The sequence below is a fragment of the Streptomyces sp. Alt3 genome (assembly GCF_030719215.1).
GTDB classification, from domain to species: domain Bacteria; phylum Actinomycetota; class Actinomycetes; order Streptomycetales; family Streptomycetaceae; genus Streptomyces; species Streptomyces glycanivorans.
The window spans coordinates 5,344,713-5,368,587 of the sequence record NZ_CP120983.1 but is presented as its reverse complement, the minus strand read 5'-3'; the positions used below and the strand labels follow the sequence as shown (position 1 = coordinate 5,368,587).

At 71.1% G+C, this 23,875-nt stretch carries 16 protein-coding genes and 1 pseudogene; 6 read left to right on the top strand and 11 right to left on the bottom strand.

All coding sequences use genetic code 11. From position 1 onward, the window contains the following. Positions 1-34: 34 nt before the first annotated feature. The 5 genes and pseudogenes from mmsA to P8A20_RS23620 all read right to left on the bottom strand — a co-directional run bounded on the left by mmsA (position 35) and on the right by P8A20_RS23620 (position 6,360). Entirely contained in the window at positions 35-1,534 is a 1,500-nt protein-coding gene (gene mmsA / locus P8A20_RS23640; RefSeq protein WP_306104211.1) for a CoA-acylating methylmalonate-semialdehyde dehydrogenase, read from the bottom strand. Between the two features lie 14 nt (positions 1,535-1,548). Continuing rightward, positions 1,549-3,460 (bottom strand): annotated as a pseudogene (iolD, locus tag P8A20_RS23635) (3D-(3,5/4)-trihydroxycyclohexane-1,2-dione acylhydrolase (decyclizing)). Beyond that, positions 3,457-4,344 carry a 5-deoxy-glucuronate isomerase gene (iolB, locus tag P8A20_RS23630; RefSeq protein WP_306104210.1) on the bottom strand — a complete coding sequence of 296 codons (888 nt, stop codon included), beginning with the start codon at positions 4,342-4,344 and terminating at the stop codon, positions 3,457-3,459. The pseudogene iolD and the gene iolB overlap by 4 nt, the downstream one beginning before the upstream one ends. A 31-nt stretch (positions 4,345-4,375) precedes the next feature. Beyond that, positions 4,376-5,266 (bottom strand): Cgl0159 family (beta/alpha)8-fold protein, encoded by an 891-nt coding sequence (locus P8A20_RS23625; protein WP_147963488.1) that lies wholly within the window; start codon positions 5,264-5,266, stop codon positions 4,376-4,378. Next, complete coding sequence (locus tag P8A20_RS23620) at positions 5,263-6,360, bottom strand: 5-dehydro-2-deoxygluconokinase (protein WP_306104209.1); 1,098 nt, start codon at positions 6,358-6,360, stop codon at positions 5,263-5,265. Before P8A20_RS23620 ends, P8A20_RS23625 begins: the two co-directional genes overlap by 4 nt. A 180-nt stretch (positions 6,361-6,540) precedes the next feature. On the opposite strand from P8A20_RS23620, the gene P8A20_RS23615 reads away from it, so the two are divergent. Both P8A20_RS23615 and P8A20_RS23610 read left to right on the top strand, forming a co-directional pair. Then, positions 6,541-7,467 (top strand): sugar phosphate isomerase/epimerase family protein, encoded by a 927-nt coding sequence (locus P8A20_RS23615; RefSeq protein ID WP_147963490.1) that lies wholly within the window; start codon positions 6,541-6,543, stop codon positions 7,465-7,467. A 224-nt stretch (positions 7,468-7,691) separates the two neighbouring features. Beyond that, on the top strand, positions 7,692-7,883 hold the full coding sequence (locus P8A20_RS23610; RefSeq protein WP_147963491.1) for a helix-turn-helix transcriptional regulator: 192 nt from the start codon (positions 7,692-7,694) through the stop codon (positions 7,881-7,883). A 220-nt stretch (positions 7,884-8,103) separates the two neighbouring features. On the opposite strand, the gene P8A20_RS23605 is transcribed toward P8A20_RS23610, so the two are convergent. Next, complete coding sequence (locus P8A20_RS23605) at positions 8,104-9,156, bottom strand: zinc-dependent alcohol dehydrogenase family protein (protein WP_306104208.1); 1,053 nt, start codon at positions 9,154-9,156, stop codon at positions 8,104-8,106. Positions 9,157-9,322: 166 nt separating this feature from the next. Continuing rightward, positions 9,323-11,584 carry an MMPL family transporter gene (locus P8A20_RS23600; RefSeq protein ID WP_306104207.1) on the bottom strand — a complete coding sequence of 754 codons (2,262 nt, stop codon included), beginning with the start codon at positions 11,582-11,584 and terminating at the stop codon, positions 9,323-9,325. Positions 11,585-11,742: 158 nt separating this feature from the next. Here P8A20_RS23600 and P8A20_RS23595 point away from each other — a divergent pair, with 158 nt between their 5' ends. The 3 genes from P8A20_RS23595 to P8A20_RS23585 all read left to right on the top strand — a co-directional run bounded on the left by P8A20_RS23595 (position 11,743) and on the right by P8A20_RS23585 (position 15,719). After that, a complete protein-coding gene (locus P8A20_RS23595) occupies positions 11,743-12,567 on the top strand; it encodes a TetR/AcrR family transcriptional regulator (RefSeq protein WP_306104206.1) in 825 nt (274 codons plus the stop codon). 97 nt (positions 12,568-12,664) lie between these two features. Next, positions 12,665-12,970: a heavy-metal-associated domain-containing protein gene (locus tag P8A20_RS23590; RefSeq protein WP_306104205.1), complete on the top strand. Its 306-nt coding sequence runs from the start codon at positions 12,665-12,667 to the stop codon at positions 12,968-12,970. Positions 12,971-13,217: 247 nt separating this feature from the next. After that, positions 13,218-15,719 carry a heavy metal translocating P-type ATPase gene (locus P8A20_RS23585; RefSeq protein WP_306104204.1) on the top strand — a complete coding sequence of 834 codons (2,502 nt, stop codon included), beginning with the start codon at positions 13,218-13,220 and terminating at the stop codon, positions 15,717-15,719. A 519-nt stretch (positions 15,720-16,238) separates the two neighbouring features. On the opposite strand, the gene P8A20_RS23580 is transcribed toward P8A20_RS23585, so the two are convergent. The 3 genes from P8A20_RS23580 to P8A20_RS23570 all read right to left on the bottom strand — a co-directional run bounded on the left by P8A20_RS23580 (position 16,239) and on the right by P8A20_RS23570 (position 20,419). Next, a complete protein-coding gene (locus P8A20_RS23580) occupies positions 16,239-17,537 on the bottom strand; it encodes a citrate synthase (protein WP_109879725.1) in 1,299 nt (432 codons plus the stop codon). Positions 17,538-17,734: 197 nt separating this feature from the next. After that, the gene (gene recD2, locus P8A20_RS23575) at positions 17,735-19,975 is read right to left on the bottom strand and encodes an SF1B family DNA helicase RecD2 (protein ID WP_147963497.1); all 2,241 of its coding nucleotides are present in this window, start codon (positions 19,973-19,975) and stop codon (positions 17,735-17,737) included. 171 nt (positions 19,976-20,146) lie between these two features. After that, complete coding sequence (locus tag P8A20_RS23570) at positions 20,147-20,419, bottom strand: hypothetical protein (RefSeq protein WP_147963498.1); 273 nt, start codon at positions 20,417-20,419, stop codon at positions 20,147-20,149. A gap of 675 nt (positions 20,420-21,094) precedes the next feature. Between P8A20_RS23570 and P8A20_RS23565 the strand changes: the two genes are divergently transcribed. Continuing rightward, positions 21,095-21,841: a class I SAM-dependent methyltransferase gene (locus tag P8A20_RS23565; RefSeq protein ID WP_306104203.1), complete on the top strand. Its 747-nt coding sequence runs from the start codon at positions 21,095-21,097 to the stop codon at positions 21,839-21,841. An 86-nt stretch (positions 21,842-21,927) separates the two neighbouring features. On the opposite strand, the gene P8A20_RS23560 is transcribed toward P8A20_RS23565, so the two are convergent. After that, on the bottom strand, positions 21,928-23,868 hold the full coding sequence (locus P8A20_RS23560) for a glycosyltransferase family 2 protein (protein ID WP_306104202.1): 1,941 nt from the start codon (positions 23,866-23,868) through the stop codon (positions 21,928-21,930). Positions 23,869-23,875 lie beyond the last annotated feature (7 nt).

Here is a 23,875-nt window from a genome sequence, read left to right as displayed (position 1 = left end):
TTTTCCGGGGGGACGCGGGAGCCCGGAGGCCGGATCAGTGGTTGCGGGGGAAGCCTAGGTCGACGCCCGCCGGGGCGTCGGCGGGGTCCGGCCAGCGGGTGGTGACGACCTTGCCACGGGTGTAGAAGTGCACGCCGTCGTTGCCGTAGACGTGGTGGTCGCCGAAGAGCGAGTCCTTCCAGCCGCCGAAGGAGTGGTAGCCCACCGGCACCGGGATCGGGACGTTGACGCCGACCATGCCGGCCTCGATCTCCAGCTGGAAGCGGCGGGCCGCGCCTCCGTCGCGGGTGAAGATCGCGGTTCCGTTGCCGAAGGGCGACGCGTTCATGAGGGCGACGCCGTCCTCGTACGTCTCCACGCGCAGGACGCACAGGACGGGGCCGAAGATCTCGTCGCGGTAGGCGTCGGATTCGGTGGAGACGTTGTCCAGGAGGGACAGCCCGATCCAGTGGCCGTCCTCGAAGCCCTCGACGGTGTGGCCGGTGCCGTCGAGCACGACGTCGGCGCCCTGCGCGGCGGCGCCGGTGACGTAGGAGGCGACCTTGTCGCGGTGGGCGGCGGTGATGAGCGGGCCCATCTCGGAGGTGGGGTCCGTCCCGGGGCCGATCTTGATCTTCTCGGCGCGCTCGCGGATCTTCGCCACCAGTTCGTCCGCGACGGAACTCACCGCGACGACCGCGGAGATGGCCATGCAGCGCTCACCGGCGGAGCCGTACGCGGCGGAGACGGCGGCGTCGGCCGCGGCGTCCAGGTCGGCGTCGGGGAGGACCAGCATGTGGTTCTTCGCGCCGCCGAGCGCCTGGACACGCTTGCCGTTCGCGGAGGCGGTGGCGTGGATGTACCGGGCGATGGGGGTGGACCCGACGAAGGAGACGGCGGCGACGTCGGGGTGGGTGAGGAGCCCGTCCACGGCGACCTTGTCACCGTGCAGGACGTTCAGCACACCGTCGGGCAGGCCCGCCTCGGCGGCGAGCTCGGCCAGCAGGTTGGCGGCCGACGGGTCCTTCTCGCTGGGCTTCAGGACGAAGGTGTTCCCGCACGCGATGGCCAGCGGGAACATCCACATCGGCACCATGGCGGGGAAGTTGAAGGGCGTGATGCCCGCGACGACGCCCAGGGGCTGGCGGATCGAGGAGACGTCGACCCGGCTGGAGACCTGTGTCGACAGCTCGCCCTTGAGCTGGGTGGTGATGCCGCAGGCCAGTTCCACGATCTCCAGGCCGCGGGCGACCTCACCGAGCGCGTCGGAGTGCACCTTGCCGTGCTCGGCGGTGATCAGTGCGGCGATCTCGTCGCGATGGGCGTCGAGCAGGGCCCGGTAGCGGAAGAGGACGGCGGTACGGGCGGAGAGCGAGGAGGTGCCCCAGGTCCCGTACGCCGTCTTCGCGGCGGCGACCGCGGCGTCGACCTCCTCGGTGGAGGCGAGCGCGACCTGGGTGGTGACGGCGCCGGTCGCCGGGTCGGTGACCGGACCGTGGTTGCCCGACGTGCCCTCGACGGTCTTGCCACCGATCCAGTGGTTGACGGTCTTCATGAACGGGGTCTCCTTCACAGGTGGCGGCGTCGGGCTGCGATCTGCCGGTCGTACTCTTTCCTGGCCTCGACCGCCGGCGGGCGGGTCGCGGTTTCGGCTACGGGAACATCCCACCACGCCTGCGCCGGGGGAGGCCCCGACACTGTGTCTGCCGTTTCGGTCTCGACGTAGACACAAGTGGGACGGTCCGCGCCGCGCGCCTCGGCGAGGGCCCGGCGCAGCTCACTCACCGACGCGGCGCGCAGCACCCGCATGCCCAGCGAGGCCGCGTTGGCTGCGAGGTCGACGGGCAGCGGGGCGCCGGTGAACTCCCCCTCCGCGGTGCGGTGCCGGTAGGCGGTGCCGAGGCGTTCGGCGCCGACGGACTCGGAGAGGCCGCCGATGGACGCGTATCCGTGGTTCTGCAGGATGACGAGCTTCACGGGTAGTCCCTCCTGCACGGCGGTGACGATCTCGGTGGGGTTCATCAGATACGTGCCGTCCCCGACGAGGGCCCAGACGGGCCGGTCCGGCGCGGCGAGCTGGACCCCGAGGGCGGCGGGGATCTCGTATCCCATGCAGGAGTAGCCGTATTCGACGTGGTACTGCCGCGGGGAGCGGGTCCGCCAGAGCTTGTGGAGGTCGCCGGGGAGGGAGCCGGCGGCGTTGATCAGGATGTCGTCCTCGGTGACCAGTTCGTCGAGCAGTCCGAGGACCTGGGCCTGCGTGGGACGGGCGTCCGGGTCCGCGGTCGAGAAGGCCGCGTCGACGCGCTGCTCCCAGCGGCCCTTGGCGTCGGTGTACTCGGTCTCGTAGGCGGGGTCGACGCGGTGTCCGCGTGCGCCCAGGGCCTCGGCGAGCGCCTCGATCGCGGTACGGGCGTCCGCGACGAGGGGCAGCGCGGAGAGCTTGTGGGCGTCGAAACCGGTGATGTTGAGGTTGAGGAAGCGCACGGCAGGGTCGGCGAAGAGGGTGCCGGACGCGGTGGTGAAGTCGGTGTAGCGGGTGCCGATGCCGATCACCAGGTCGGCCTCACGGGCGAGCGCGTCGGCCGTGGCGGTGCCGGTGTGGCCGACGCCGCCCACGTCGGCGGGGTGGTCGTGGCGCAGGGAGCCCTTCCCGGCCTGGGTGGAGGCGACGGGGATGCGGGTGGCGGCGGCGAAGGCGGCGAGGGTCTCCTCGGCGGCGCTGTGGTGGACTCCGCCGCCCGCGACGATCAGGGGCCGGCGCGCGGCGCGCACGGCGCGGACGGCCTGGTCGAGTTCGTGGGGGTCGGGGCGGCCTGCGGACGTTCCAGACCCGTGTCGCGAAGAACTCCTCCGGCCAGTCGTACGCCTCGGCCTGCACGTCCTGCGGCAGCGCGAGAGTGACGGCACCCGTGTCCGCGGGGTCGGCGAGGGTGCGCATGGCCTGCAAAGCGGCGGGGATCAGCGCCTCGGGTCGGGTGATCCGGTCGAAGTAGCGGGACACGGGGCGCAGGCAGTCGTTGACCGAAACGTCGCCCGAGTGGGGCACTTCGATCTGCTGGAGCACGGGGTCGGCGGGCCGGGTGGCGAAGGTGTCCCCGGGCAGCAGCAGTACGGGCAGGTGGTTGACGGTGGCGAGCGCGGCGCCTGTGACGAGGTTGGTGGCGCCGGGGCCGATGGAGGTGGTGACGGCGTGGACGGACAGCCGGCCCGACTGGCGGGCGTATCCGACGGCGGCATGCACCATGGCCTGTTCGCTGCGGCCCTGGAGGTACGGCATCGCGGGGCCGGCTTCGACGAGCGCCTGTCCGACTCCCGCGACGTTGCCGTGGCCGAAGATGCCCCAGGTGGCGCCGATCAGACGCTGACGGCGGCCGTCGCGCTCGGTGTACTGACGGGCGAGGAAGGCGATCAGGGCCTGCGCGGTGGTGAGCCTGCGTGTGGGCGCGGTCGTGCCGGAGGTGCGGCGTGATGCGGTCACCGGGTGGCCTCCGGACCCTGGAGCGGCAGGCGTGGGTCGACGGGCTGCCCGGGCCAGGTGTCGCGGATCCAGCGGTGGTCCGGGTGGTCGCGGATGAGCCACTCGCGCTGCTCTCCAGGGCCCGCCATGACGTTCAGGTAGTACAGGGTCCGGCCGGGCGGGGCGATGGACGGGCCGTGCCAGCCGTCGGGGATGAGGACGGCGTCCCCCGTGGCGACTTCGGCGAGGACGTCCGTGCCGCCCTCGCGGGACGGCGACACCCGGTGGTAGCCGAGGCCGTCGCCCTCGACCTCGAAGTAGTAGATCTCCTCCAGCACGGATTCGGCACCGGGGTGGTGCTCGTCGTGCTTGTGCGGCGGGTACGAGGACCAGTTGCCGCCCGGGGTGAGGACCTCCACGGCGATGAGCCGGTCGCAGTCGAAGGTGTCGGCGGCGGCGAAGTTGTTCACCTGGCGCGAGCAGGTGCCGGCGCCGCGGAGTTCGACCGGTACCTCCGGCGCGGGGCCGTAGCGAGCGGGGAGTCGTCGCTCGCACTTCGCTCCTGCCAGGGCGAAGCGGCCTCCTGCGCCGGAGGCGATCTGGGCGCGGGCGTCGCGAGGGACGTAGGCGAAGTCGGTCACGGCGCCGAACACGTCTTTTCTGCCCAGCAGTTCAAAGATCTCACCTGCTGTGTGCACCGTACAGCCACCGGACAACGGGAGGACGATCCATTCGCTCTCCCCGGTTACCAGAGTGTGAACACCACCCGGTTCGAGCTCCAGGACGCGCAGACTCGACCGCTCCCACCCGGCCCGCTCGGGACCGATGTCGAGGGCGTAGGGGCCGCTCGCCGCGTGCCCGGCCCTGAGGTGGTACCTCTGCTGCTCGTCGGACGTCGTCGTCATGGCACCATCCCTACCCGTCGTCAGGCCTCGTTCACAGAAGTCCTACGGCCGTGTCGACCGCTCCCGCCACGTCACCGTCGGCGGGGTAGAGCAGCGAACGCCCGACGACCAGCCCCTGGACGGTCGGCAGCCGCAGCGCGCCGCGCCACCGCTCGTAGGCCGTGTCCGGGTCCTCCGAGATGTCGCCGCCGAGCAGGACCGCGGGGAGGGTCGAGGTCCGCATCACCCGCTCCATGTCCTCGGGGTCGTGTGTGACGGGGACCTTGAGCCAGGTGTACGCGGAGGTGCCGCCGAGCCCCGAGGCGATGGCGATGGACGTCGTGACGGCGGCGGCGCCGAGGTCGGTGCGGATTCCCGCGGGGGTTCGCCGACAGAGGAAGGGCTCGACGAACACCGGCAGCCGGTGGTCGGCCATGGCGTTCACGGTGCGGGCGGCGGTGTGCAGGGTGTCCAGGGAGCCGGGGTCGTCGTGGTCGATCCGCAGGAGCAGCTTGCCTGCGTCGAAGCCCTGCCGGGAGAGGTCGACGGGGCGGTGGCCGGTGAAGCGGTCGTCCAGTTCGAAGGAGGCTCCCGCGAGCCCGCCGCGGTTCATGGAGCCGATGACGATCCTGTCCTCCAGCGCGCCGAGGAGCAGCAGGTCCTCCAGGACGTCGGCGCCCGCGAGCACCCCGTCGACACCGGGACGGGCCAGGGCGAGGCAGAGACGTTCGAGCAGGTCGAAGCGGTCGGCCATGGCCAGGTCGTCGTCGCCGACGGCGAGGGCGCCACGGGCCGGATGGTCCGCGGCGACGATCATCAGCCGTCCGGTGGGCCCGAGGAGGGGGCGTCGGCGGCGGGCCCCGGCGGCCTCGGCGACGGCCTCGGGGCGGTGGGCGCGGAGCCGGACGAGATCGGCGACACCGGCCGCGGCGGGCGAGGTCATGGGGCTTCATCTCCCGTGGCCGCGCCCACCACGCCGTAGGCGAGGGCCTGTTCGACCTCGTGCGGGAACGGCATAGCGGAGGAGCAGGCGAGCCGGGAGGCGACGATGGCCCCGGCCGCGTTGGCGTAGCGCATGACGTGTTCGATGTCCCAGCCGGCGAGCAGACCGTGGCAGAGGGCGCCACCGAAGGCGTCCCCGGCACCCAGGCCGTTGACGACGTCGACGGGGAGGGGCGGGATCTCGGCCGTGGTGCCGTCCCGGTGGACGGCCAGGACCCCGCCCGGGCCCTGTTTGACGACGGCGAGTTCGGGTCCGGCGGCGAGCAGGGCGGTGGCTGCGGCGTGGGGTTCACGCTCCCCCGTGGCGATCTCGCACTCGTCGAGGTTGCCGACGGCGACCGTGGCGTGGGCGAGCGCCTCGCGGTAGTGGGCGCGTGCGGCTTCGTCGTCGCCGCCCTTCTGCTCGCCCCAGAACATGGGGCGCCAGTCGAGGTCGAAGACGGTGACACGAGGAACTCCCGGCGCCTCCGGGGACTCGGCGCGGGCCGACGCGGCCGGGGCTCCGCTGTCGGGGTGACTGTGCGAGGTCTCGGCGCGGGCCCGGCCGTCCGCGGCCTCGGCGCGGGCCCGGAGTGCGGTGAGGGTGGCGGTGCGGCTGGGCTCGGCGCACAGCCCGGTCCCGGTCATCCAGAAGACCCGGGCGGCCCTTACCGCGTCGAGGTCCAGCTCCTCGCTGCGGATCTCCAGATCAGGGGCCTTGGGCTGCCGGTAGAAGTAGAGCGGGAAGTGGTCCGGCGGGAAGATCTCGCAGAAGGTGACCGGGGTCGGGTACTCCGGGACTGCGCTCACCCACCGGTCGTCCACACCGAACTCCCCCAGCGCCTGGTGGAGGTAGTCGCCGAAGGCGTCCCGTCCGGTCCGTGTGATCACAGCCGTACGCCGTCCCAGCCGGGCGGCGGCCACGGCGACGTTGGACGGTGAGCCGCCGAGGAACTTCCCGAAGGTCTCGACCCGGGCCAGCGGTACACCGGTCTGCAGCGGGTAGACGTCCACCCCGATCCGCCCCATGGTGATCACGTCGTACGGCTCAGGCATACGCATCCCTTCGACCCGGTACTCCGACCGGTGCTCCGGCCCGGCGCAGCACCTCTGGAGTCGGCCACGGCCGGACGGCCGCTCCCAGGTCTAGCCCTCGTCCGGAACCCTGTCAACACTTTGTCCGGACATTCGGACGAACTCTTGACACTGTTTCCCGAGGGCTGGAGGGTGGGCGATATGACCTCCTCCGTACCCTCTTCGGCCCGCATCCGTATCGGCTCGGCACCCGATTCGTGGGGGGTGTGGTTCCCCGACGATCCGCAGCAGGTGCCCTGGGAGCGATTCCTCGACGAGGTCTCCGAGGCGGGCTACGAGTGGATCGAACTCGGCCCGTACGGTTACCTGCCGACCGACCCCGCCCACCTCGCGGACGAGACCGCCCGCCGGAATCTCGCCGTCTCCGCGGGCACCGTGTTCACCGGATTGCACCACGGTCCGGCGGTCTGGGACCGGACCTGGGAGCATGTCGCCGGCGTCGCGGCACTCACCCGGGCGATGGGCGCCGGGCACCTCGTGGTCATCCCGTCGTTCTGGCGGGACGACAAGACGGGTGAGGTGCTGGAGGACCGTACGCTCACCGCCGCCCAGTGGCGCGACCTCACCACCCAGACCGAACGTCTGGCCCGCGAGGTGCGTGACCGCTACGGGCTGCGGATCGTGGTGCACCCGCATGCCGACACGCACATCGACGGCGAGGAGAACGTCAACCGCTTCCTCGACGCCACCGATCCCGAACTGGTCTCCCTCTGCCTCGACACGGGCCACTACGCGTACTGCGGCGGGGACAGCGTCGAACTCATCCGGACCTACGGCGAGCGGATCGGCTATCTGCACCTCAAGCAGGTCGACCCGGCGGTGCTCGCCGATGTCGTGGCGGACGAGGTTCCGTTCGGCCCGGCCGTGGCGCGCGGTGTGATGTGCGAGCCGCCGGGCGGAGTGCCCGCACTGGAGCCGGTGCTGGACGCCGCACGCGCCCTGGGCACCGACCTGTTCGCCATCGTCGAGCAGGACATGTACCCCTGCCCGCCCGACAAGCCGCTGCCCATCGCCCGCCGCACCCGCGAGTTCCTCCGCATCTGCGGGCCCGCGCGACCGTCCTCCTGAGTCCCGACCCTCCGAGTCACTGGATCCTCTCCAGTCACCGCGGTCACCGCGGTCACCGCGGTCACTGCGGCCACTGCGGCCACTCGCCGCTGCAGTCACTCCTCTGTCACGTATGTCCGGGTTCCACCGGTCCTGTGTCACAGCCTCGCGACGTCCCCTGCCCGGACCTTGAGCCCGTCGTTCACCGGAACAGAGGTGCACGGACGTACGGAGAGGTGTCATTCATGACGGACAGAACGCTCTGGTCGTACAAGGACATTGCGGCGCACATCCAGGTCCGGCCGGACACGATCCGTTCCTACCGCAAGCACGGTCTGCTGCCGCCTCCTGATGACGTCCGGCACGGGAAGCCCTATTGGTTCGTGGAAACCGTCCTCGCGTGGATCGCGTCCCGGCCCAGCAACCGGGGCCGTTGAGCCGGGGACCGACACCGAGGCCCTCGAACCGGAGCTGTCGGGTCGGGGCCGGGGCCGGTGGTCCTGGCTGTCGGGTCGGGTCGACGGGCTGGGCGTCGGGTCGGGGCCGGCGGTCCGGGCTGTCGGGTCGGCGGGCCGGGCTGTGGGGGCGGGCGGTTCAGGTCGCCCGGACCTCCGTCAGCCCGCTCCGGGCCCGGCCTCCGGGCTCGTCGACCGGTGCTCAGGCCTCCCTCGCCGGCTCGATGATCGTGACGCCCGCTCCGGGCGCGTTGCCCATCGCGGCGAGGGCCGCCGGGGCGGCGTCCAGGGTGATGGTGGAGGTCACCAGCAGGTCCGGCCGCAGCGCCCCGGCCCGGACCATGTCCATCATCGGCGGGTAGTCGTGGGCGGCCATGCCGTGGCTGCCGAGGATCTCCAGCTCCAGGCCGATCACCCGCGCCATGGGAACGACGGGATCACCGGCGGCCGAGGGCAGCAGCCCGACCTGGACATGACGGCCCTGCCTGCGAAGGCTCCGCACGGAAGCGGAGCAGGTGACCGGGGAGCCCAGCGCGTCCAGCGACAGATGGGCCCCGCCGCCGGTCAGTTCGCGCACCGCCTCGTCCGCACCGGCGGGGTGCGAGGAGGCGTCCACACATGCCGAGGCACCGAATGCCCGCGCCAGCTCCAGGGCACGCTGCGAGACGTCGACCGCGACGACCCGGGCTCCGCACGCCACCGCGATCATCACGGCGGACAGCCCGACACCGCCGCAGCCGTGCACGGCCACCCACTCCCCCGGCGCCACCCGCCCCTGCCCCACGACGGCCCGGAACGCCGTGGCGAACCGGCACCCGAGCCCGGCCGCCGTGGCCGACGACAGCCCGTCGGGCACCGCGACCAGATTCACGTCGGCCTCTTCCAGCGCCACGTACTCGGCGAAGGATCCCCAGTGCGTGAAGCCCGGTTGGGTCTGACGTTCACACACCTGCTGGGCGCCGGCCGCGCAGGCGGGACACCGGCCGCAGGCGCAGACGAAGGGCACGGTGACCCTGTCGCCGGCACGCCAGTTACGCACGCCGGGGCCCACCTCCTCGACCACCCCGGCCAGTTCGTGCCCGGGTACGTGCGGGAGGACGATGTCCGGGTCGTGGCCCACCCAGCCGTGCCAGTCACTCCGGCAGAGCCCCGTGGCCTCCACCCTGACCACCACTCCCGCGCCGGAGGGGACGGGATCCGGAAGGTCCCGGACCCGGGCCTCCTGCCCGAACTCCTCGAACACCACTGCCCGCATCGACTCCGCCTCCCAAGATCCGGCCACCGTCGGGCGACCAATGCCGGCCGACAGCCGTGGGCCGTCGGCCGGCTGTCGTAGAACGTCATCCGTCTGCCGTCATGCTGCTGCCGTCGTTCGGCAACCGGGGTCCGGCCGTCGCCGGCCCGCTCGTGATCCGGCGAATCTACGCCCCGGCCGTGATCTTGTCCCGCTCCCGCCCGGTTGCCTCGGGCCGCTCCTCGTCGTCCTGGCCGGGGGTCGGGGCCGGCTCTCCCTCGCTCAGCCCGAACCGCCGGTGGAAGGCGCGCAGCGGCGCGGGGGCCCACCAGGTGACCCGGCCCATCAGCTTCATCACGGCCGGCACCAGCAGACTGCGCACCACCATCGCGTCCATCAGCACGGCCAGCGCGATCCCGAGCCCGAGCATCTTGGTATTGGTCACCCGCGAGGTGCCGATGGCGACCATCACCACGGCAAGGATCACGGCGGCCGCGGTTATCAGTCCGCCGGTGCGGCGGAGCCCGAACGTCACCGCGTGCTCGTGGTCGCCGGTCCGGTCGTACTCCTCCTTGATCCGGGAGAGCAGGAACACGCCGTAGTCCATGGAGAGACCGAAGGCCACGCAGAACATCAGCACGGGCAGTGTCGTCTCTATGTCACCTGTGCTGGTGAAGGAGAGGATCCCGGAGAGGTTTCCGTCCTGGAAGACCCAGACCACCGCTCCGAACATCGCGGTCAGGCTGAGTGCGTTGAGGACGACCGCCTGGAGGGGGATCAGGACACTCCCGGTCAGCAGGAAGACCAGCAGCAGTGTCACCACGACGATGATTCCCACCGCCCAGGGCAACCGGTCCGCGATGGCGTCCTTGGAGTCGACCAGGACAGCCGCCGTGCCGGTGACCGAGGTGTCGAACGGCGCCGGCTCGACTCGCAGCTTCCGGACCAGATCCTGGGCCCCCTGCCCGACGGACTCCCCCTCGGGCAGGACGTCGTAGTACGCGAAACCGTCCCCGGTGACGGGGCCGTTCACCTGCCGCACTCCGGGGAGCGCCTCGATCCGCTCCTTGAAGTCGGCATACCGGCCGGGGCTCGCCTCGCCCTCCGCGAGGACTTCGAGTCCGCCGCCGGGGCTTCCGGGGAAGCCATCCCGTATGTGTTCCTGGACGACGCGCGACTCGGCCGTGGCCGGCAGTTGCCGGTCGTCCGCCGTGCCGAACCTCACGCCGAGGAACGGGAGCCCCAGGAGCACGAGTCCGACCGTGGTGACGACGGCGAAGACGGGAGCCCTTCGCATCACGAGCACCGAGAAGCGGGCCCATCCCTTGCCCGGGTCCTCGGACGCGTCCGAGGAGGCGCCCGGCCCGGAGACCTGCTTCCCCCTGCGGCGGCGCAGCGGTTGGCGCAGGTCGAGTGCGTTGACCCGTGGGCCGAGCAGCATCAGGGCTGCCGGCAGCAGGATCAGGGCAGCGGCGGCGGCCAGCAGCACCACGGCGATGCCCGCGTAGGCGAAGGAGCGCAGGAAGTACTGGGGGAAGACCATCATCGCGGCCAGCGACACCGCCACCGTCAGCGCGGAGAAGAGCACCGTGCGTCCCGCCGTGCGCAGGGTGGTGCCGATCGCCGTGCGGGGGTCTGCCCCGGCGGACAACTCCTCGCGGAACCGGCGCACGATGAACAGCGCGTAGTCGATGGCGAGCCCCAGCCCGAGGGCCGTGGTGAGGTTCTGGGCGAAGACGGAGACATCGGTGAACTCGGTGATGCCGCGCAGCACCGCGTTGGTCCCGAGGATCGCCACGATCCCGACACCGAGCGGCAGCAGGGCGGCGACCGCGCTGCCGAAGACCATGACGAGCAGCACCAGCGTGACCGGCAGAGCGATGAGCTCGGCTCGCAGGAGGTCTTCCTGGATGATGCTCTGCATCTCGTGCTGGACGGCGACGGGCCCCCCGACCGAGACCTCCACCGGGCCGTGCGTGCCCTGGTAGACGGGGGCTATCCGGTCCAGGATCTCACCGGCGCCCTTCTCGTCGCCCCCGATCCGGGCTGCGACGATCGCTTCGTGCCCGTCCGCGGAGCGCAGAGCGGGAGCCTTCGTCTGCCAGTACGAGCCGACGCCAGTGATCCCGGGCTCGGCCGACAGCCGGTCGGTCAGCCGGGCAGCCTCGGCCGCCACCGCGGGGTCGTCGACCGAGGCGCCGCCGCTGTCGACGAGCAGGAGCAGATTGGGCTGCGACGCCGGGAACTCACGCTCCAGCACCCGGGTCGTCCAGGTCGACTCGGCGTCGGGTGCCTCCCAGCCGCCGCTGCCCATCCGGTCGGCCACTCCACTGCCCGCGAACACGGCGAGCGCCGTGATCACGAGAGCGGCCAGCAGCGCGAGCCGTGGCCGCGCGGTGACGAAGCGGGTCCACCCCCCGACGCGCTCCGAGCTGTTGACTTCCGACATGGTGCGGTGTCCCCTTCACCGGGACCCGGGCTGCGCAGGGCAGCATGGGTCAGCCATTGCCCCGTACACTGACAAACACGAGTCCTCGCTCGTGTTTCATCAGAATGCGAGTGACCACTCGTGTTTGTCAACCGCGTCTTGAGAGCTGGGGATCGACCGTGCCGGAGGCCAGAGCGGAAGAAACCGCCACACCCGAACCGAGCGGCGGGCCCGGCAAGCCCGGCGGCAGAGCAGGCGACGGGCCGGGCGCGGGGACCGGCACCAGAGCCGGACACGGGCCGGACGCAGGAGCCGACACCGGGACCAAAGCCGGAGCCGAAGCCGGGCCGGGCGGCGCGACCGGCCGGCCACGCCGTCGCCAGGCGCGCGGCGAGGCCCGCATCGCCCAGCTGCTCGAAGCAGCCGCCGACGTCTTCTCCGCCAGCGGATACAACGGCGCCAGCACCAACGCCATCGCCCGCGAGGCGGGCGTCTCACCCGGCACGCTCTACCAGTTCTTCCCCAACAAGGAAGCCATCGCCATCGAGCTGGGCGAACAGCTCATGCACCGCTGGCGGGAGACGTACGGCGCCGCGTTCGTCATCAGCCGCATCGAGCTGCCGCTCGACAGGCTGCTGGACACGGTCCTCGACCCGCTGATCGCCTTCAACTGCGAGAACCCGGCCTTCGCGGTGCTCACCCACGGCTCCGAGATCCCGGGCGTGATCTCCCGGGAGCACGACGCCCTGCACGCCACCATGCTCACCAGGACGGAAGCACTCCTGGCCGCCTATCTGCCGGATCTTCCCCCCGACCAGGTCGCCCGCACCGCCGAGATGTCCTTCGTCCTCTTCAAGGCCGGACTCGACCTGATCATGTCGCACGAGGATGCCGAACGGGAGGCGTACACGGAGGAGTTGAAGACCGTGATGTACCGCTACCTGGAGCCCCTGGTGTGCGACACACCCGGCAGGGCGACCGGACGGAACATCGATACCCCCTAGGGGTATAATTTGGGGTGCGGGCAGGCTCACCGGGCCTTCCGGTGCGCCCTCGCGCCCCATCCGTCACACGATGTGTGCCTGCGAAGAGGAGAACGCCATGACCACCGAGACAGACACGCCCCGGACCTCCGGTTCCTGCTGCTCGTCCACCGGCTCCTGCGGCGAAGGGGCGGCCGACGCCCGGACGGAGGGCGTCACCGCGGTGTACGAGGTCAAGGGCATGACCTGTGGTCACTGCGAGGGAGCGGTCTCCGAGGAGATCTCCGGACTGGAGGGGGTGACCTCGGTGAAGGCGGAGGCGGCCACCGGCCGGGTGACCGTGGCCTCCGCGGCAGCCCTGACCGACGAGGCCGTACGCGCCGCCGTCGACGAGGCGGGCTACGAGCTCGTGGGCCGCGTCTGAGACGGGCCCCTCTCCCGCCCGCCGGCGCACGGCCTGCCGGGCACGCGCCATCGGAGCGCGTGCGCCGACACGGGAGCGCGGCAATGCGGGAGCCCGCACTCCGGCACGGGGCGTCACCACGCGCCGCCGCTGCGGGAGCCACGCTCGGCTCGCACCGCCCAGCGCCTGCCCTCGGGCCGGTTCCGCCACCAGGAAGCAGATACTGGTGGGGAAACGGCCCGACTGTTCGACCCAGGAGTCCGCACACATGGCCAGCACCACGGCAGCCGAGACCCCGGTGGCCGAAACCTCCGACGCCGAACTGACGATCGGCGGGATGACCTGCGCCTCGTGCGCGGCCCGCGTCGAGAAGAAGCTCAACCGGATGGACGGGGTGACCGCCACCGTCAACTACGCGACCGAGAAGGCCCGCGTCTCCTACGGCGCGGGCACCACGCTCGACGACCTCGTCGCCACGGTCGAGAAGACCGGGTACACCGCACAGCCCGTCGTCCGCCCCGCCCCCGCGCGACAGCAACCGACGTCCGAGGCGCAAACGCCACCGCGCACCCCACCGGCAGGCGAAGCCGCCGCGGCCGGGCTCGTGACCGGCACCACTCATGCCGCCGCCGGGCTCGTCACCAGTTCCCCCCGCGACCCCGCCCAGCACGAACCCGGCACCATCCGCGACCCCGCCGGGCACGAGCCCCCACCTTTCCGCGAGGGCGGCGGGCCCAGGGGTGACGACCCCGTCGAGGCCGCCGAGCGCCGGGCCGACGAAGCCCTCGCCGCGCTCCGGCACCGCCTCCAGGTCTCGGCGGTGCTGGCCGTGCCGGTGGTCCTGATGGCCATGGTCCCCACCCTCCAGTTCGACAACTGGCAGTGGCTCTCCCTCACCCTCGCGGCCCCCGTCGTCGTCTGGGGCGGGCTGCCCTTCCACCGCGCCGCCTGGACGAACCTGCGGCACGGTGCCGCGACCATGGACACCCTGGTGTCGATCGGCACGCTCGCCGCCTTCGGCTGGTCGCTCTGGGCCCTGTTCCTCGGCACGGCGGGCATGCCGGAGATGCGCCACGGGTTCGAGATCACCGTTTCCGGGTCCGACCCCTCCTCCACCATCTACCTGGAGGTCGCGGCCGGAGTCGTCGGCTTCATCCTGCTGGGCCGCTACCTGGAGGCACGGTCCAAGCGGAAGGCAGGTTCCGCCCTGCGCGCCCTGCTCCGTCTCGGGGCGAAGGATGTCACGGTCCTGGTTCCGGACACGGGGCCGGAGCAGGGGGTCACCGAAATACGCGTCGCCGTCGACCGGCTCCTGGCCGGCGACCGGTTCGTCGTACGGCCCGGCGAGAAGATCGCCACGGACGGCACCGTCGTCGAGGGCTCCTCGGCCGTCGACGCCTCCATGCTCACCGGGGAGTCCCTTCCGGTGGACGTCGCTCCGGGCGACTCCGTCACCGGCGCCACCCTGAACGTGTCCGGACGGCTGGTAGTCGAGGCCACCCGGGTCGGCGCGGACACCCAGCTGGCCCGGATGGCCAGGCTCGTCGAGGACGCGCAGAGCGGCAAGGCCGCCGCCCAGCGCCTGGCGGACCGGATCTCCGCGGTCTTCGTCCCCGTGGTGCTGCTGATCGCTTTGGTGACGCTGGTCGCCCAGCTGCTCGCCACCGACGACATCACCGCCTCGTTCACCGCCGCCGTGGCCGTGCTGATCATCGCCTGCCCCTGCGCCCTGGGGCTCGCCACGCCCACGGCCCTCATGGCCGGCACGGGACGGGGCGCGCAGCTCGGCATCCTCATCAAGGGCCCCGAGGTCCTGGAGACCGCACGGAGGATCGACACGGTCGTCCTGGACAAGACCGGGACGGTCACCACCGGCCGCATGACTCTCGGGCGCGTCCACACCGCTCACGGGACCGCCGAGGCCGACCTGCTCCGCCTCGCGGGCTCCCTTGAGCACGCCTCCGGGCATCCGGTGGCCCGCGCGGTGGCCGCGGGTGCAGCCGACCGCACGGGCGCGGCGTTCCGCGCACCGGCGGACTTCACCGACGTCCCCGGTCTCGGGGTGCGCGGCACTGTCGAGGGGCACGTCGTGCTGGCCGGCCGGGCGAAGCTCCTCGCCGAAGCCGGGATCACCCTCCCGCCGTCACTGACGGGCGCCATGGCGCAGGCGGCGGGCCGGGGGAGCACGACGGTCGCCGTGGCCTGGGACGGCGAGGCGAGGGGGATCCTGGAGGTGGCCGACACCGTGAAGGAGACCAGCGCGGAGGCCGTCGCGGAGCTCCGGGCACTGGGCCTGGACCCGATCCTGCTGACCGGCGACAACCGGGCCTCGGCAGACGCCGTGGCCCGCGCGGTCGGCATCGACACGGTTCACGCGGAGGTGCTCCCGGAGGAGAAGGCGCAGGTCGTGCGGCGTCTCCAGGGCGAGGGCCGGTCCGTCGCGATGGTCGGCGACGGCGTCAACGACGCTGCCGCACTCGCCGTGGCCGATCTCGGCCTGTCGATGGGCACCGGCACGGACGCGGCGATCGAGGCGGGCGACCTCACGCTGGTGCGTGGAGATCTCAAGGTGGCCCCTGCCGCCATCCGGCTGTCGAGGCGTACTCTGTCCACCATCAGAAGCAACCTCTTCTGGGCTTTCGGCTACAACGTGGCCGCACTGCCTCTCGCTGCGTTCGGGCTGCTCAGCCCCATGATCGCGGGTGCGGCAATGGCGTTCTCGTCGGTCTTCGTCGTGACGAACAGCCTGAGGTTGCGCTCCTTCACATGATTTCCACAAAGAGACTTAGATCACACCGATTCGAGGGTAACCATCTGATGGGTTGGTGAGTCTAAGAGTGCGATGCCAAGGATGTCTTGGGGGACGTCCGATGGAGTGTCTTGGGGGACGCTCCTGGCAAGTGTTGGCCGGGGCACGTGCACCGGGGAGCTTTGAGCGGCCCTCCTGTCCGTACGTACCCCGGCGGCCCGCACAGCAGGACCGAACTGAATAGGCACCACCGCACAACAACGGGAGTTCAGGCTCCCTGCAGACGCCCGGCCGGATCCCGTGGGGGGAATCCGCTCCGGGATATGGGAAGCGCCCTGTCCGTCGACCCGTGGGGGGATCGGCGGCGGGGCGTTTCTCGCTTGTGCCACAGGCCGGCCGAATGGCCACCACAACGGCACCGGACAAACCCCTGAACGCCGAATCGCCCCGGACACCGCGCTCCGAAGTGTGCGAGCGCGGTACGCGGGGCGAAGGATGCCGGCCGTGAGCGGCCGGGTTGGAGCAGCTGCCCTAAAGGCTTCAGCGGCCCTCGACCGGGACGAAGTCGCGCAGGACCTCGCCGGTGTAGATCTGGCGCGGGCGGCCGATGCGGGATCCCGGCTCCTTGATCATCTCGTGCCACTGGGCGATCCAGCCGGGGAGGCGGCCGAGCGCGAACAGCACGGTGAACATCTCGGTCGGGAAGCCCATGGCGCGGTAGATCAGGCCCGTGTAGAAGTCCACGTTGGGGTAGAGGTTGCGCGAGACGAAGTACTCGTCGGAGAGCGCGTGCTCCTCCAGCTTGAGCGCGATGTCGAGCAGCTCGTCGGACTTGCCGAGCGAGGACAGCACGTCGTGCGCGGCAGCCTTGATGATCTTGGCGCGCGGGTCGAACGACTTGTACACCCGGTGGCCGAAGCCCATCAGGCGGACGCCGTCCTCCTTGTTCTTCACCTTCTGGATGAAGGAGTCGACGTCGCCGCCGTTGGCCTGGATGCCCTCGAGCATCTCCAGGACCGACTGGTTGGCGCCACCGTGCAGCGGTCCCCACAGGGCGGAGATGCCGGCGGAGATCGACGCGAACATGTTGGCCTGCGAGGAGCCGACCAGACGCACGGTGGAAGTCGAGCAGTTCTGCTCGTGGTCCGCGTGCAGGATGAGCAGCTTCTCCAGCGCGGAGACGACGACCGGGTCCGGCACGTACTCCTGGGCCGGGACGGAGAAGGTCATGCGCAGGAAGTTCTCGACGTAACCGAGGTCGTTGCGCGGGTAGACGAACGGGTGACCGATCGACTTCTTGTACGCGTACGCCGCGATCGTCGGGAGCTTGGCCAGCAGCCGGATCGTCGAGAGGTGACGCTGTTCCTCGTCGAACGGGTTGTGGCTGTCCTGGTAGAACGTGGACAGCGCGCTGACGACCGAGGACAGCATCGCCATCGGGTGGGCGTCGCGCGGGAAGCCGTCGAAGAAACGCTTGACGTCCTCGTGCAGCAGCGTGTGCTGGGTGATCTCGTTCTTGAAGGCCGACAGCTCGTCGACCTTGGGAAGGTCGCCGTTGATCAGCGTGTAGGCGACCTCGAGGAACGTCGAGCTCTCGGCGAGCTGCTCGATCGGGTAGCCGCGGTAACGCAGGATGCCCTGCTCGCCGTCGAGGTAGGTGATGGCGGATTTATACGCGGCCGTGTTGCCGTATCCGCTGTCCAGCGTGACCAGGCCAGTGTTGGCCCGGAGCTTCCCGATGTCGAAGCCCTGGTCGCCGACGGTGCTGTCGATCACCGGGTAGGTGTACTCGTCATCGCCGTACCGCAGTACTACAGCGTTCTTGGTGTGCTCGCTCACGTCATCCCTCACCGACGTAGTGCCTCTTCTTCGAGGTGCCCTGACTGTCTCCACCCTCCCCCATTTGGCTCAGGAGAGTGCACTCGGGGTCGTCCATTGGACCTACCCACGGCACTGAGTGCCGTCAACTTTCTCATCCTGCCCCCTTGACCGCGGTTCCGGAAGAGCTCAGTGATGTTTCCCACCGTTTTGATCGATCATTTTTTCGGGAAGTCTTCCGCCGTACCGCCGCTGAGCCGGAAATCCAGTGCCGTACAGCGCCTGCCTGCGGAAACGGTGCGGACCGCCTGGCCGATGGCCTTGCGCGAGCCGACCAGCACGACCAGCCTCTTGGCCCTGGTCACGGCGGTGTACAGCAGGTTCCGCTGGAGCATCATCCAGGCGCTGGTGGTGACCGGGATGACGACCGCCGGGTACTCGCTGCCCTGCGAGCGGTGGATGGTCATCGCGTAGGCGTGGGCCAGTTCGTCCAGCTCGTCGAAGTCGTACGCGATCTCCTCCTCCTCGTCCGTGAGGACGGTCAGCCTCTGCTCGTCCACGTCGAGTGCTGTCACGACACCGACCGTGCCGTTGAAGACCCCGTTCTCCCCTTTGTCATAGTTGTTTCTGATCTGTGTCACCTTGTCGCCTACCCGGAAGACCCGGCCTCCGAACCGTTTCTCGGGCAGACCCGGGCGGCCGGGGGTGATGGCCTGCTGGAGCAGCCCGTTGAGATGGCCGGCGCCTGCCGGGCCGCGGTGCATCGGGGCGAGGACCTGCACGTCACGGCGTGGATTCAGGCCGAACTTGGCGGGGATGCGGCGGGCGGCGACATCGACGGCCAGCACCCCGGCGTCCTCCGTCTCGTCCTCGACGAACAGGAAGAAGTCGTCCAGCCCCTGGGTCAGCGGCGGCACCCCGGAGTTGATGCGGTGGGCGTTGGTGACGACGCCGGACTTCTGGGCCTGCCGGAAGATGGTGGTCAGCCGGACCGCGGGGACGGGGCCGCCCTCGGCCAGCAGATCGCGCAGCACCTCCCCCGCGCCGACCGAGGGCAACTGGTCCACATCGCCGACCAGAAGGAGATGGGCACCGGGTGCCACGGCCTTGACGAGCTTGTTGGCGAGCAGCAGATCGAGCATCGACGCCTCGTCGACGACGACCAGGTCGGCGTCCAGCGGCCGTTCGCGGTCGTACGCCGCGTCCCCGCCGGGCTTCAGCTCCAGCAGCCGGTGCACGGTGGACGCCTCGGCGCCGGTCAGCTCCGAGAGGCGCTTCGCCGCCCGCCCGGTGGGAGCGGCCAGCACGACCTTGGCGTTCCGGGCACGGGCCAGCTCGACCACGGAGCGGACGGTGAACGACTTCCCGCAGCCGGGTCCGCCGGTGAGGACGGCGACCTTCCTGCTGAGCGCGAGCCGGACGGCCGCCTCCTGCTCGGGGGCCAGCGTCGCCCCGGTACGCCGCGCGAGCCAGGCCAGCGCCTTCTCCCAGTCGACGTCCTGGAAGCCGGGCATCCGGTCCTCCGGGGTACGCAGCAGGCGCTGGACCTGGGCGGCCAGGGAGATCTCGGCGCGGTGGAAGGGCACCAGGTACACGGCGGTGACGGGCTGTCCGTCCTCGGGGCCCGGCACCTTCTCCCGTACGACGCCTTCGGGATCCTCGGCGAGCTCGGCCAGGCAGTCGATGACCAGCCCTGTGTCGACCTGGAGCAGCTTCACCCCGTCGGCGATCAGCCGCTCCTCGGGCAGGAAGCAGTGCCCCTGGTCGGTGGACTGGGAAAGGGCGTACTGGAGCCCGGCCTTGACCCGCTCGGGGCTGTCGTGCGGGATGCCCACGGCCTGGGCGATGCGGTCGGCGGTGAGGAATCCGATGCCCCAGACGTCGGCGGCCAGCCGGTAGGGCTGGTTCTTCACGACGGAGATCGAGGCGTCCTCGTACTTCTTGTAGATGCGGACGGCGATCGAGGTGGAGACGCCCACGGTCTGGAGGAAGACCATGACCTCCTTGATCGCCTTCTGTTCCTCCCAGGCCGCGGCGATCATCTTCGTCCGCTTCGGACCGAGGCCGGGCACCTCCACGAGCCTCTTCGGCTGCTGCTCGATGATGTCGAGGGTGTCGACGCCGAAGTGGGTGGTGATGCGGTCGGCCATGACCGGCCCGATGCCCTTGATCAGGCCGGAGCCGAGGTAGCGGCGGATGCCCTGGATCGTGGCGGGAAGGATCGTCGTGTAGTTCTCGACGGTGAACTGCTTGCCGAACTGCGGATGGGACCCCCAACGGCCCTCCATGCGCAGCGACTCGCCGGGCTGCGCCCCGAGCAGCGAACCGACGACGGTGAGCAGATCGCCCGCACCACGGCCGGTGTCGACGCGGGCGACGGTGTACCCGTTCTCCTCGTTGGCGTAGGTGATGCGCTCCAGGACGCCTTCGAGGACGGCCGTGTTCGGCGTGGTGGACATGTGCCGACGCTACCGGCCGGTGCCGACAGAACCGGAACCGTCACATGGCGACCCCAGCGGCCACCGGTCACGTCGCAGCGATGGCGATCAACGCCTGGTGCGCATCGGGTGCCACGGACGCACTCGCCGACGGCCGTGAAGCGCGGACCGGGACCGCCGGCGAAGCGGGGGTCACCTGCCGGAGGGCGCCCCCCTCAGGACGTAGGAGAGGCAGACCAGCAGCAGGCCTGTGACGGTGAGCGCCATGCTCACGCCGAAGCCGGCGAAGCGCACGGCCGCTGCGGCCAACGCGAGCACCAGAGCGCCCGCACCCCACACCATCGGCTCTCGCACGGAGCCGCGCAGCCACGGGATCGCCACCCGTCCCGTGACCGCCGTCATCACCCCGGCGGATCCGAGCAGCAGGGCGATCACGACGCTGAGCAGAATGTAGAACGTGGGCACGCGCTCTCCCCTCGACCACTACGGCCGCCGTCCTCGCAGCGGTCCGGTCCGAAGATAGCAACACAGGGATCCCGCGGCCTCGACGTGCGGACGACAGCATCATTCCGCGCTGACCACGCCTATTTTGACGGCACGTCATATTGCGCCCCAGGGCCGCCGGCGGCCACTACCGCTACGGCCCGCTGTGGGCCACGGTAGACCCCTTCGGCGGCCCGGTCGGTGCCGGTGTCGCACTCCTGAAGGCCGGCTGGTCCGGGTTCTTCCAGAAGGCCGCGGCCAAGGCCAACGGCAAGAAGAAGTGCATGGCGCTCGGTGCCGGCGGAACCCGGTACGGCCCCGGAGTCGCCTACGGCGGGCCGTACCGCTACACCCGTCGCTGCTTACACCCGTCCGTCCGCGAGCGACCGGCTCGCCCTGAACACACCGCGCCCGCGGGCCCACAGAACTCGCGGGCGCGGTACGTCCTGCGAAAGGTGCCTCGGCGAAGCCGGGGGTGCCCTCCGGACGGCCTTCGGGCCGGGCGTGGAACGGCGTTCACCCGCACCTGCGGGGGTAGTGGAACCCATGGTTGCGGGAAGGCCGCCATGCGGCACGGCGGGCGTCGGCCCCCGTGCTCCGGCCTGCGGAAACACCCTGCTGAAGCCTAGAGTCGGTGCTTCTGGAAGGGGGCTCCGGATGGACCGGAACATACGCTCGGTGGACGATGTACTGGCGCTCATGGACAGCCTGTTCGCCCCGGAGGCCGACCGGTGGACCAGCGAGGCGGGGGCGTGGTGGGACGGGTTCTACGAGGACCGGTCGAGGCCCGTGCCGTTCTTCGTGGACAAGCCGGACGAGAACCTCGTCTCCGCGCTCGACCGGGGTCTGATCGCCCCCGGCCGCGCACTCGATCTCGGCTGCGGGCCGGGGCGCAACGCACTGTTCCTCGCCTCGCGGGGCTTCGAGGTGGACGCCGTCGATCTGTCGCCGGGGGCCGTCGCGTGGGCCGAGGAGCGGGCCGCCGAGGCGGGGGCGGACATCCGTTTCCGCTGCGGTGACGCCTTCGCCGAGGGAGCGACGACCGGGCCGTACGACCTGATCCACGACTCGGGCTGCCTCCACCACCTGCCGCCGCACCGGCGTGTCAGCTACCTCCGGCTCGTGGAACGTTCCCTCGTGCCGGGCGGGCACCTCGTCCTCACCTGCTTCGCCTCCGGCGCGATGGGTTCCGAACTGCCCGACTCGGAGCTCTACGGCACGGGTGGGCTGCAGGGCGGACTCGCGTTCACGCCCGAATCGCTCCGCTGGATCTTCGAGGGGATGGAGGAGGTCGAGCTGCGCCGGATGCGGGACGAGCCGGCCGAATCCCCCTGTTTCGGCGAGGACTTCCTCTGGGCCGCGCTCTTCAGGAAGCCCGAGGGGCCCGGGCCCTTCGGGCCGTGACCGCCGTGGTCCCCGCCTCCACCAGGTGAGCGGGGGCGTCCGGCGCCGCGACCCCCGGGGCGAAGCCCGGCAAAGGCTGTGCCGCCTCAGCCAGGCCGGCCGGGCAGCCGTCGTCGTACGCGCCGGACCTGGCGGTTGTCGGCGACCGCGTCGAGGATCCGGCGCCCGGCACCGGCCTCGTACGCCGGGCCCTCCAGCCGGAGCAGGGCGCCGCCACGGATCACGGCGTACGCGACCGGGGCGTCCGCCTTCGGCAGGGTGACAGGATGGCGTCCGTCCGGGAGCTTCAGGCGGGCCGGGAGACGCAGCAGCGCCGTCGGGCCGTCGGCGTCGGGGGCCACTTCGGCGGTGGTCTTCAGGCCGGACACGGTGACCTTGACGGAAGCCGGCGTTCCGGGCCCGGCGGCCACGTACGGCAGCGGGAGCGTCCGCTCTCCGCGCGCGGAGTTCGCGGCGGCGGCATCGGCGGTGTCGGGACCGAGCCGGCGCAGGCGCTGGTCCACGTCGAGGGTGAGCTGGCCGACGCCGGCCGTCCGGTACGGCAGGGCGAGCCGTCCGCCGACGAGCGCCGGGCCCGCGGCCGGGGCGCCCGGGGCTCCCTGCCCGATCACCCGGACCATGCGGTCGACGCCCAGCAGGTTGACGAACGCCCACACGTCGTACACCCCGCGCCCGACCGGCTGCCCGCCGGCCAGCCGCTGCGGATCGAGGTGGAGGCGCCCCGAGGCGCTGAGCCCGGACCGGCCGTCGCCCAGGGGCCGGAGCCTGACCTCCAGATCGCCTTCCGGATACCACCAGTCCTCCCGGTCCCGGTCCTTGACGACGATCTCCGCGTAGGCCATCCGGAACGGGTCGCGGACCTCCCAGCCGTCTTCCGCCCCCGGTACGCCGGTCAGCAGCTCCGGGTCCAGCCACCACGTCCCGTCGCGCTCGGTCAGCACGACCGGCTCGCTGTCGCCGCGCAGGAGTTCCACCGTGAGGTCGGCGACGAGGCGGCCGTCCTGCCAGTGCGGTGTGCCGAGCTCGCTGCGGACGTTCACGGCGCGGATGTGTTCGGCGAACGCGGACGCCCCGTCGAAGTCGCCGCCCTCCAGCAGTTCGGCCCTCAGGCCGCTCACCGCGGGCAGTCCGCGCCGCACGGCGGCGGGGAACTCCTCCAGCGCCACCTCGCGGGCGGTCTCGAACCGCCGTCGCTGTTCGGCGGGGTCCTCGCGCAGGATCTCGGGCTCGCGAGCCCTGGACAGGACCTCGACGTGGTAGAGGCGGTGCAGGAGCCGGTTCTGCAACCCGTCGACGTCGTCGGAGGGTTCGGTGCCGCCCTTGATCTGGCCGATGACGGTGCGGAGGTTGGGCCAGAAACCGTGGCGCGGATTGAAGCGGTGGCGGGTGTTGTTGCCGCCGTCGTCCCGCTTCATCCAGTAGTAGCAGGGGTAGTCGGCGAGGACCGATATTCGCTCCGCCTTCAGGTAGGCGGCGGTGACGAAGGCCAGGTCCTCCATGATCCAGGGGCCCTCGGGGAAAAGCAGCCCGTGCTCCTCGACGAAGGCCCGCCGGAACATCTTGTGCGGCGACATGCTCTGCATGAGTTCTTCGTTCTCGATGGTGCAGCTGTCCAGAGTGTGCCGGAACAGCCGCCGGGGCCGCACCATCGTGCTGGACATCTTGCCGATCACCACATCGGCCCGGTTGCGCGTCGCGTGGTCGTACAGCCGCTCCAGGGCTTCGGGGCCGAGCATGTCGTCGTGGTCGACGAACTGCACGTACTCGCCCTTGGCGTGCCTCATGCCCCGGTTGCGCGGCCCGCCCGGCCAGCCGGAGTTGGGCTGGGTGTGCACCTGGACGTGCCGGTGCCCGGCCGCCAGTTTCTCCAGCCGTGCCAGGGTGTCGTCCGTGGACCCGTCGTCGACGTAGATGACCTCGTACTCGTCGGCCGGAAGGCTCTGCCCGAGCAGCGACGGCGCGCACTCGTCGACGTACTTCCCGGTGTTGTACACGGGGACGATCACGCTGACTTTGACTCTTGGCATTCCCACG

Coding starts and splice junctions, on each gene's coding strand:
- P8A20_RS23585 (WP_306104204.1), top strand. CDS start 13,218: ATGGCCAGCACCACGGCAGCCGAGACCCCGGTGGCCGAAACCTCCGAC.
- P8A20_RS23610 (WP_147963491.1), top strand. CDS start 7,692: ATGACGGACAGAACGCTCTGGTCGTACAAGGACATTGCGGCGCACATC.
- P8A20_RS23600 (WP_306104207.1), bottom strand. CDS start 11,584: ATGTCGGAAGTCAACAGCTCGGAGCGCGTCGGGGGGTGGACCCGCTTC.
- P8A20_RS23590 (WP_306104205.1), top strand. CDS start 12,665: ATGACCACCGAGACAGACACGCCCCGGACCTCCGGTTCCTGCTGCTCG.
- iolB (WP_306104210.1), bottom strand. CDS start 4,344: ATGACGACGACGTCCGACGAGCAGCAGAGGTACCACCTCAGGGCCGGG.
- P8A20_RS23615 (WP_147963490.1), top strand. CDS start 6,541: ATGACCTCCTCCGTACCCTCTTCGGCCCGCATCCGTATCGGCTCGGCA.
- P8A20_RS23625 (WP_147963488.1), bottom strand. CDS start 5,266: ATGACCTCGCCCGCCGCGGCCGGTGTCGCCGATCTCGTCCGGCTCCGC.
- P8A20_RS23565 (WP_306104203.1), top strand. CDS start 21,095: ATGGACCGGAACATACGCTCGGTGGACGATGTACTGGCGCTCATGGAC.
- P8A20_RS23620 (WP_306104209.1), bottom strand. CDS start 6,360: ATGCCTGAGCCGTACGACGTGATCACCATGGGGCGGATCGGGGTGGAC.
- mmsA (WP_306104211.1), bottom strand. CDS start 1,534: ATGAAGACCGTCAACCACTGGATCGGTGGCAAGACCGTCGAGGGCACG.
- P8A20_RS23560 (WP_306104202.1), bottom strand. CDS start 23,868: ATGCCAAGAGTCAAAGTCAGCGTGATCGTCCCCGTGTACAACACCGGG.
- recD2 (WP_147963497.1), bottom strand. CDS start 19,975: ATGTCCACCACGCCGAACACGGCCGTCCTCGAAGGCGTCCTGGAGCGC.
- P8A20_RS23605 (WP_306104208.1), bottom strand. CDS start 9,156: ATGCGGGCAGTGGTGTTCGAGGAGTTCGGGCAGGAGGCCCGGGTCCGG.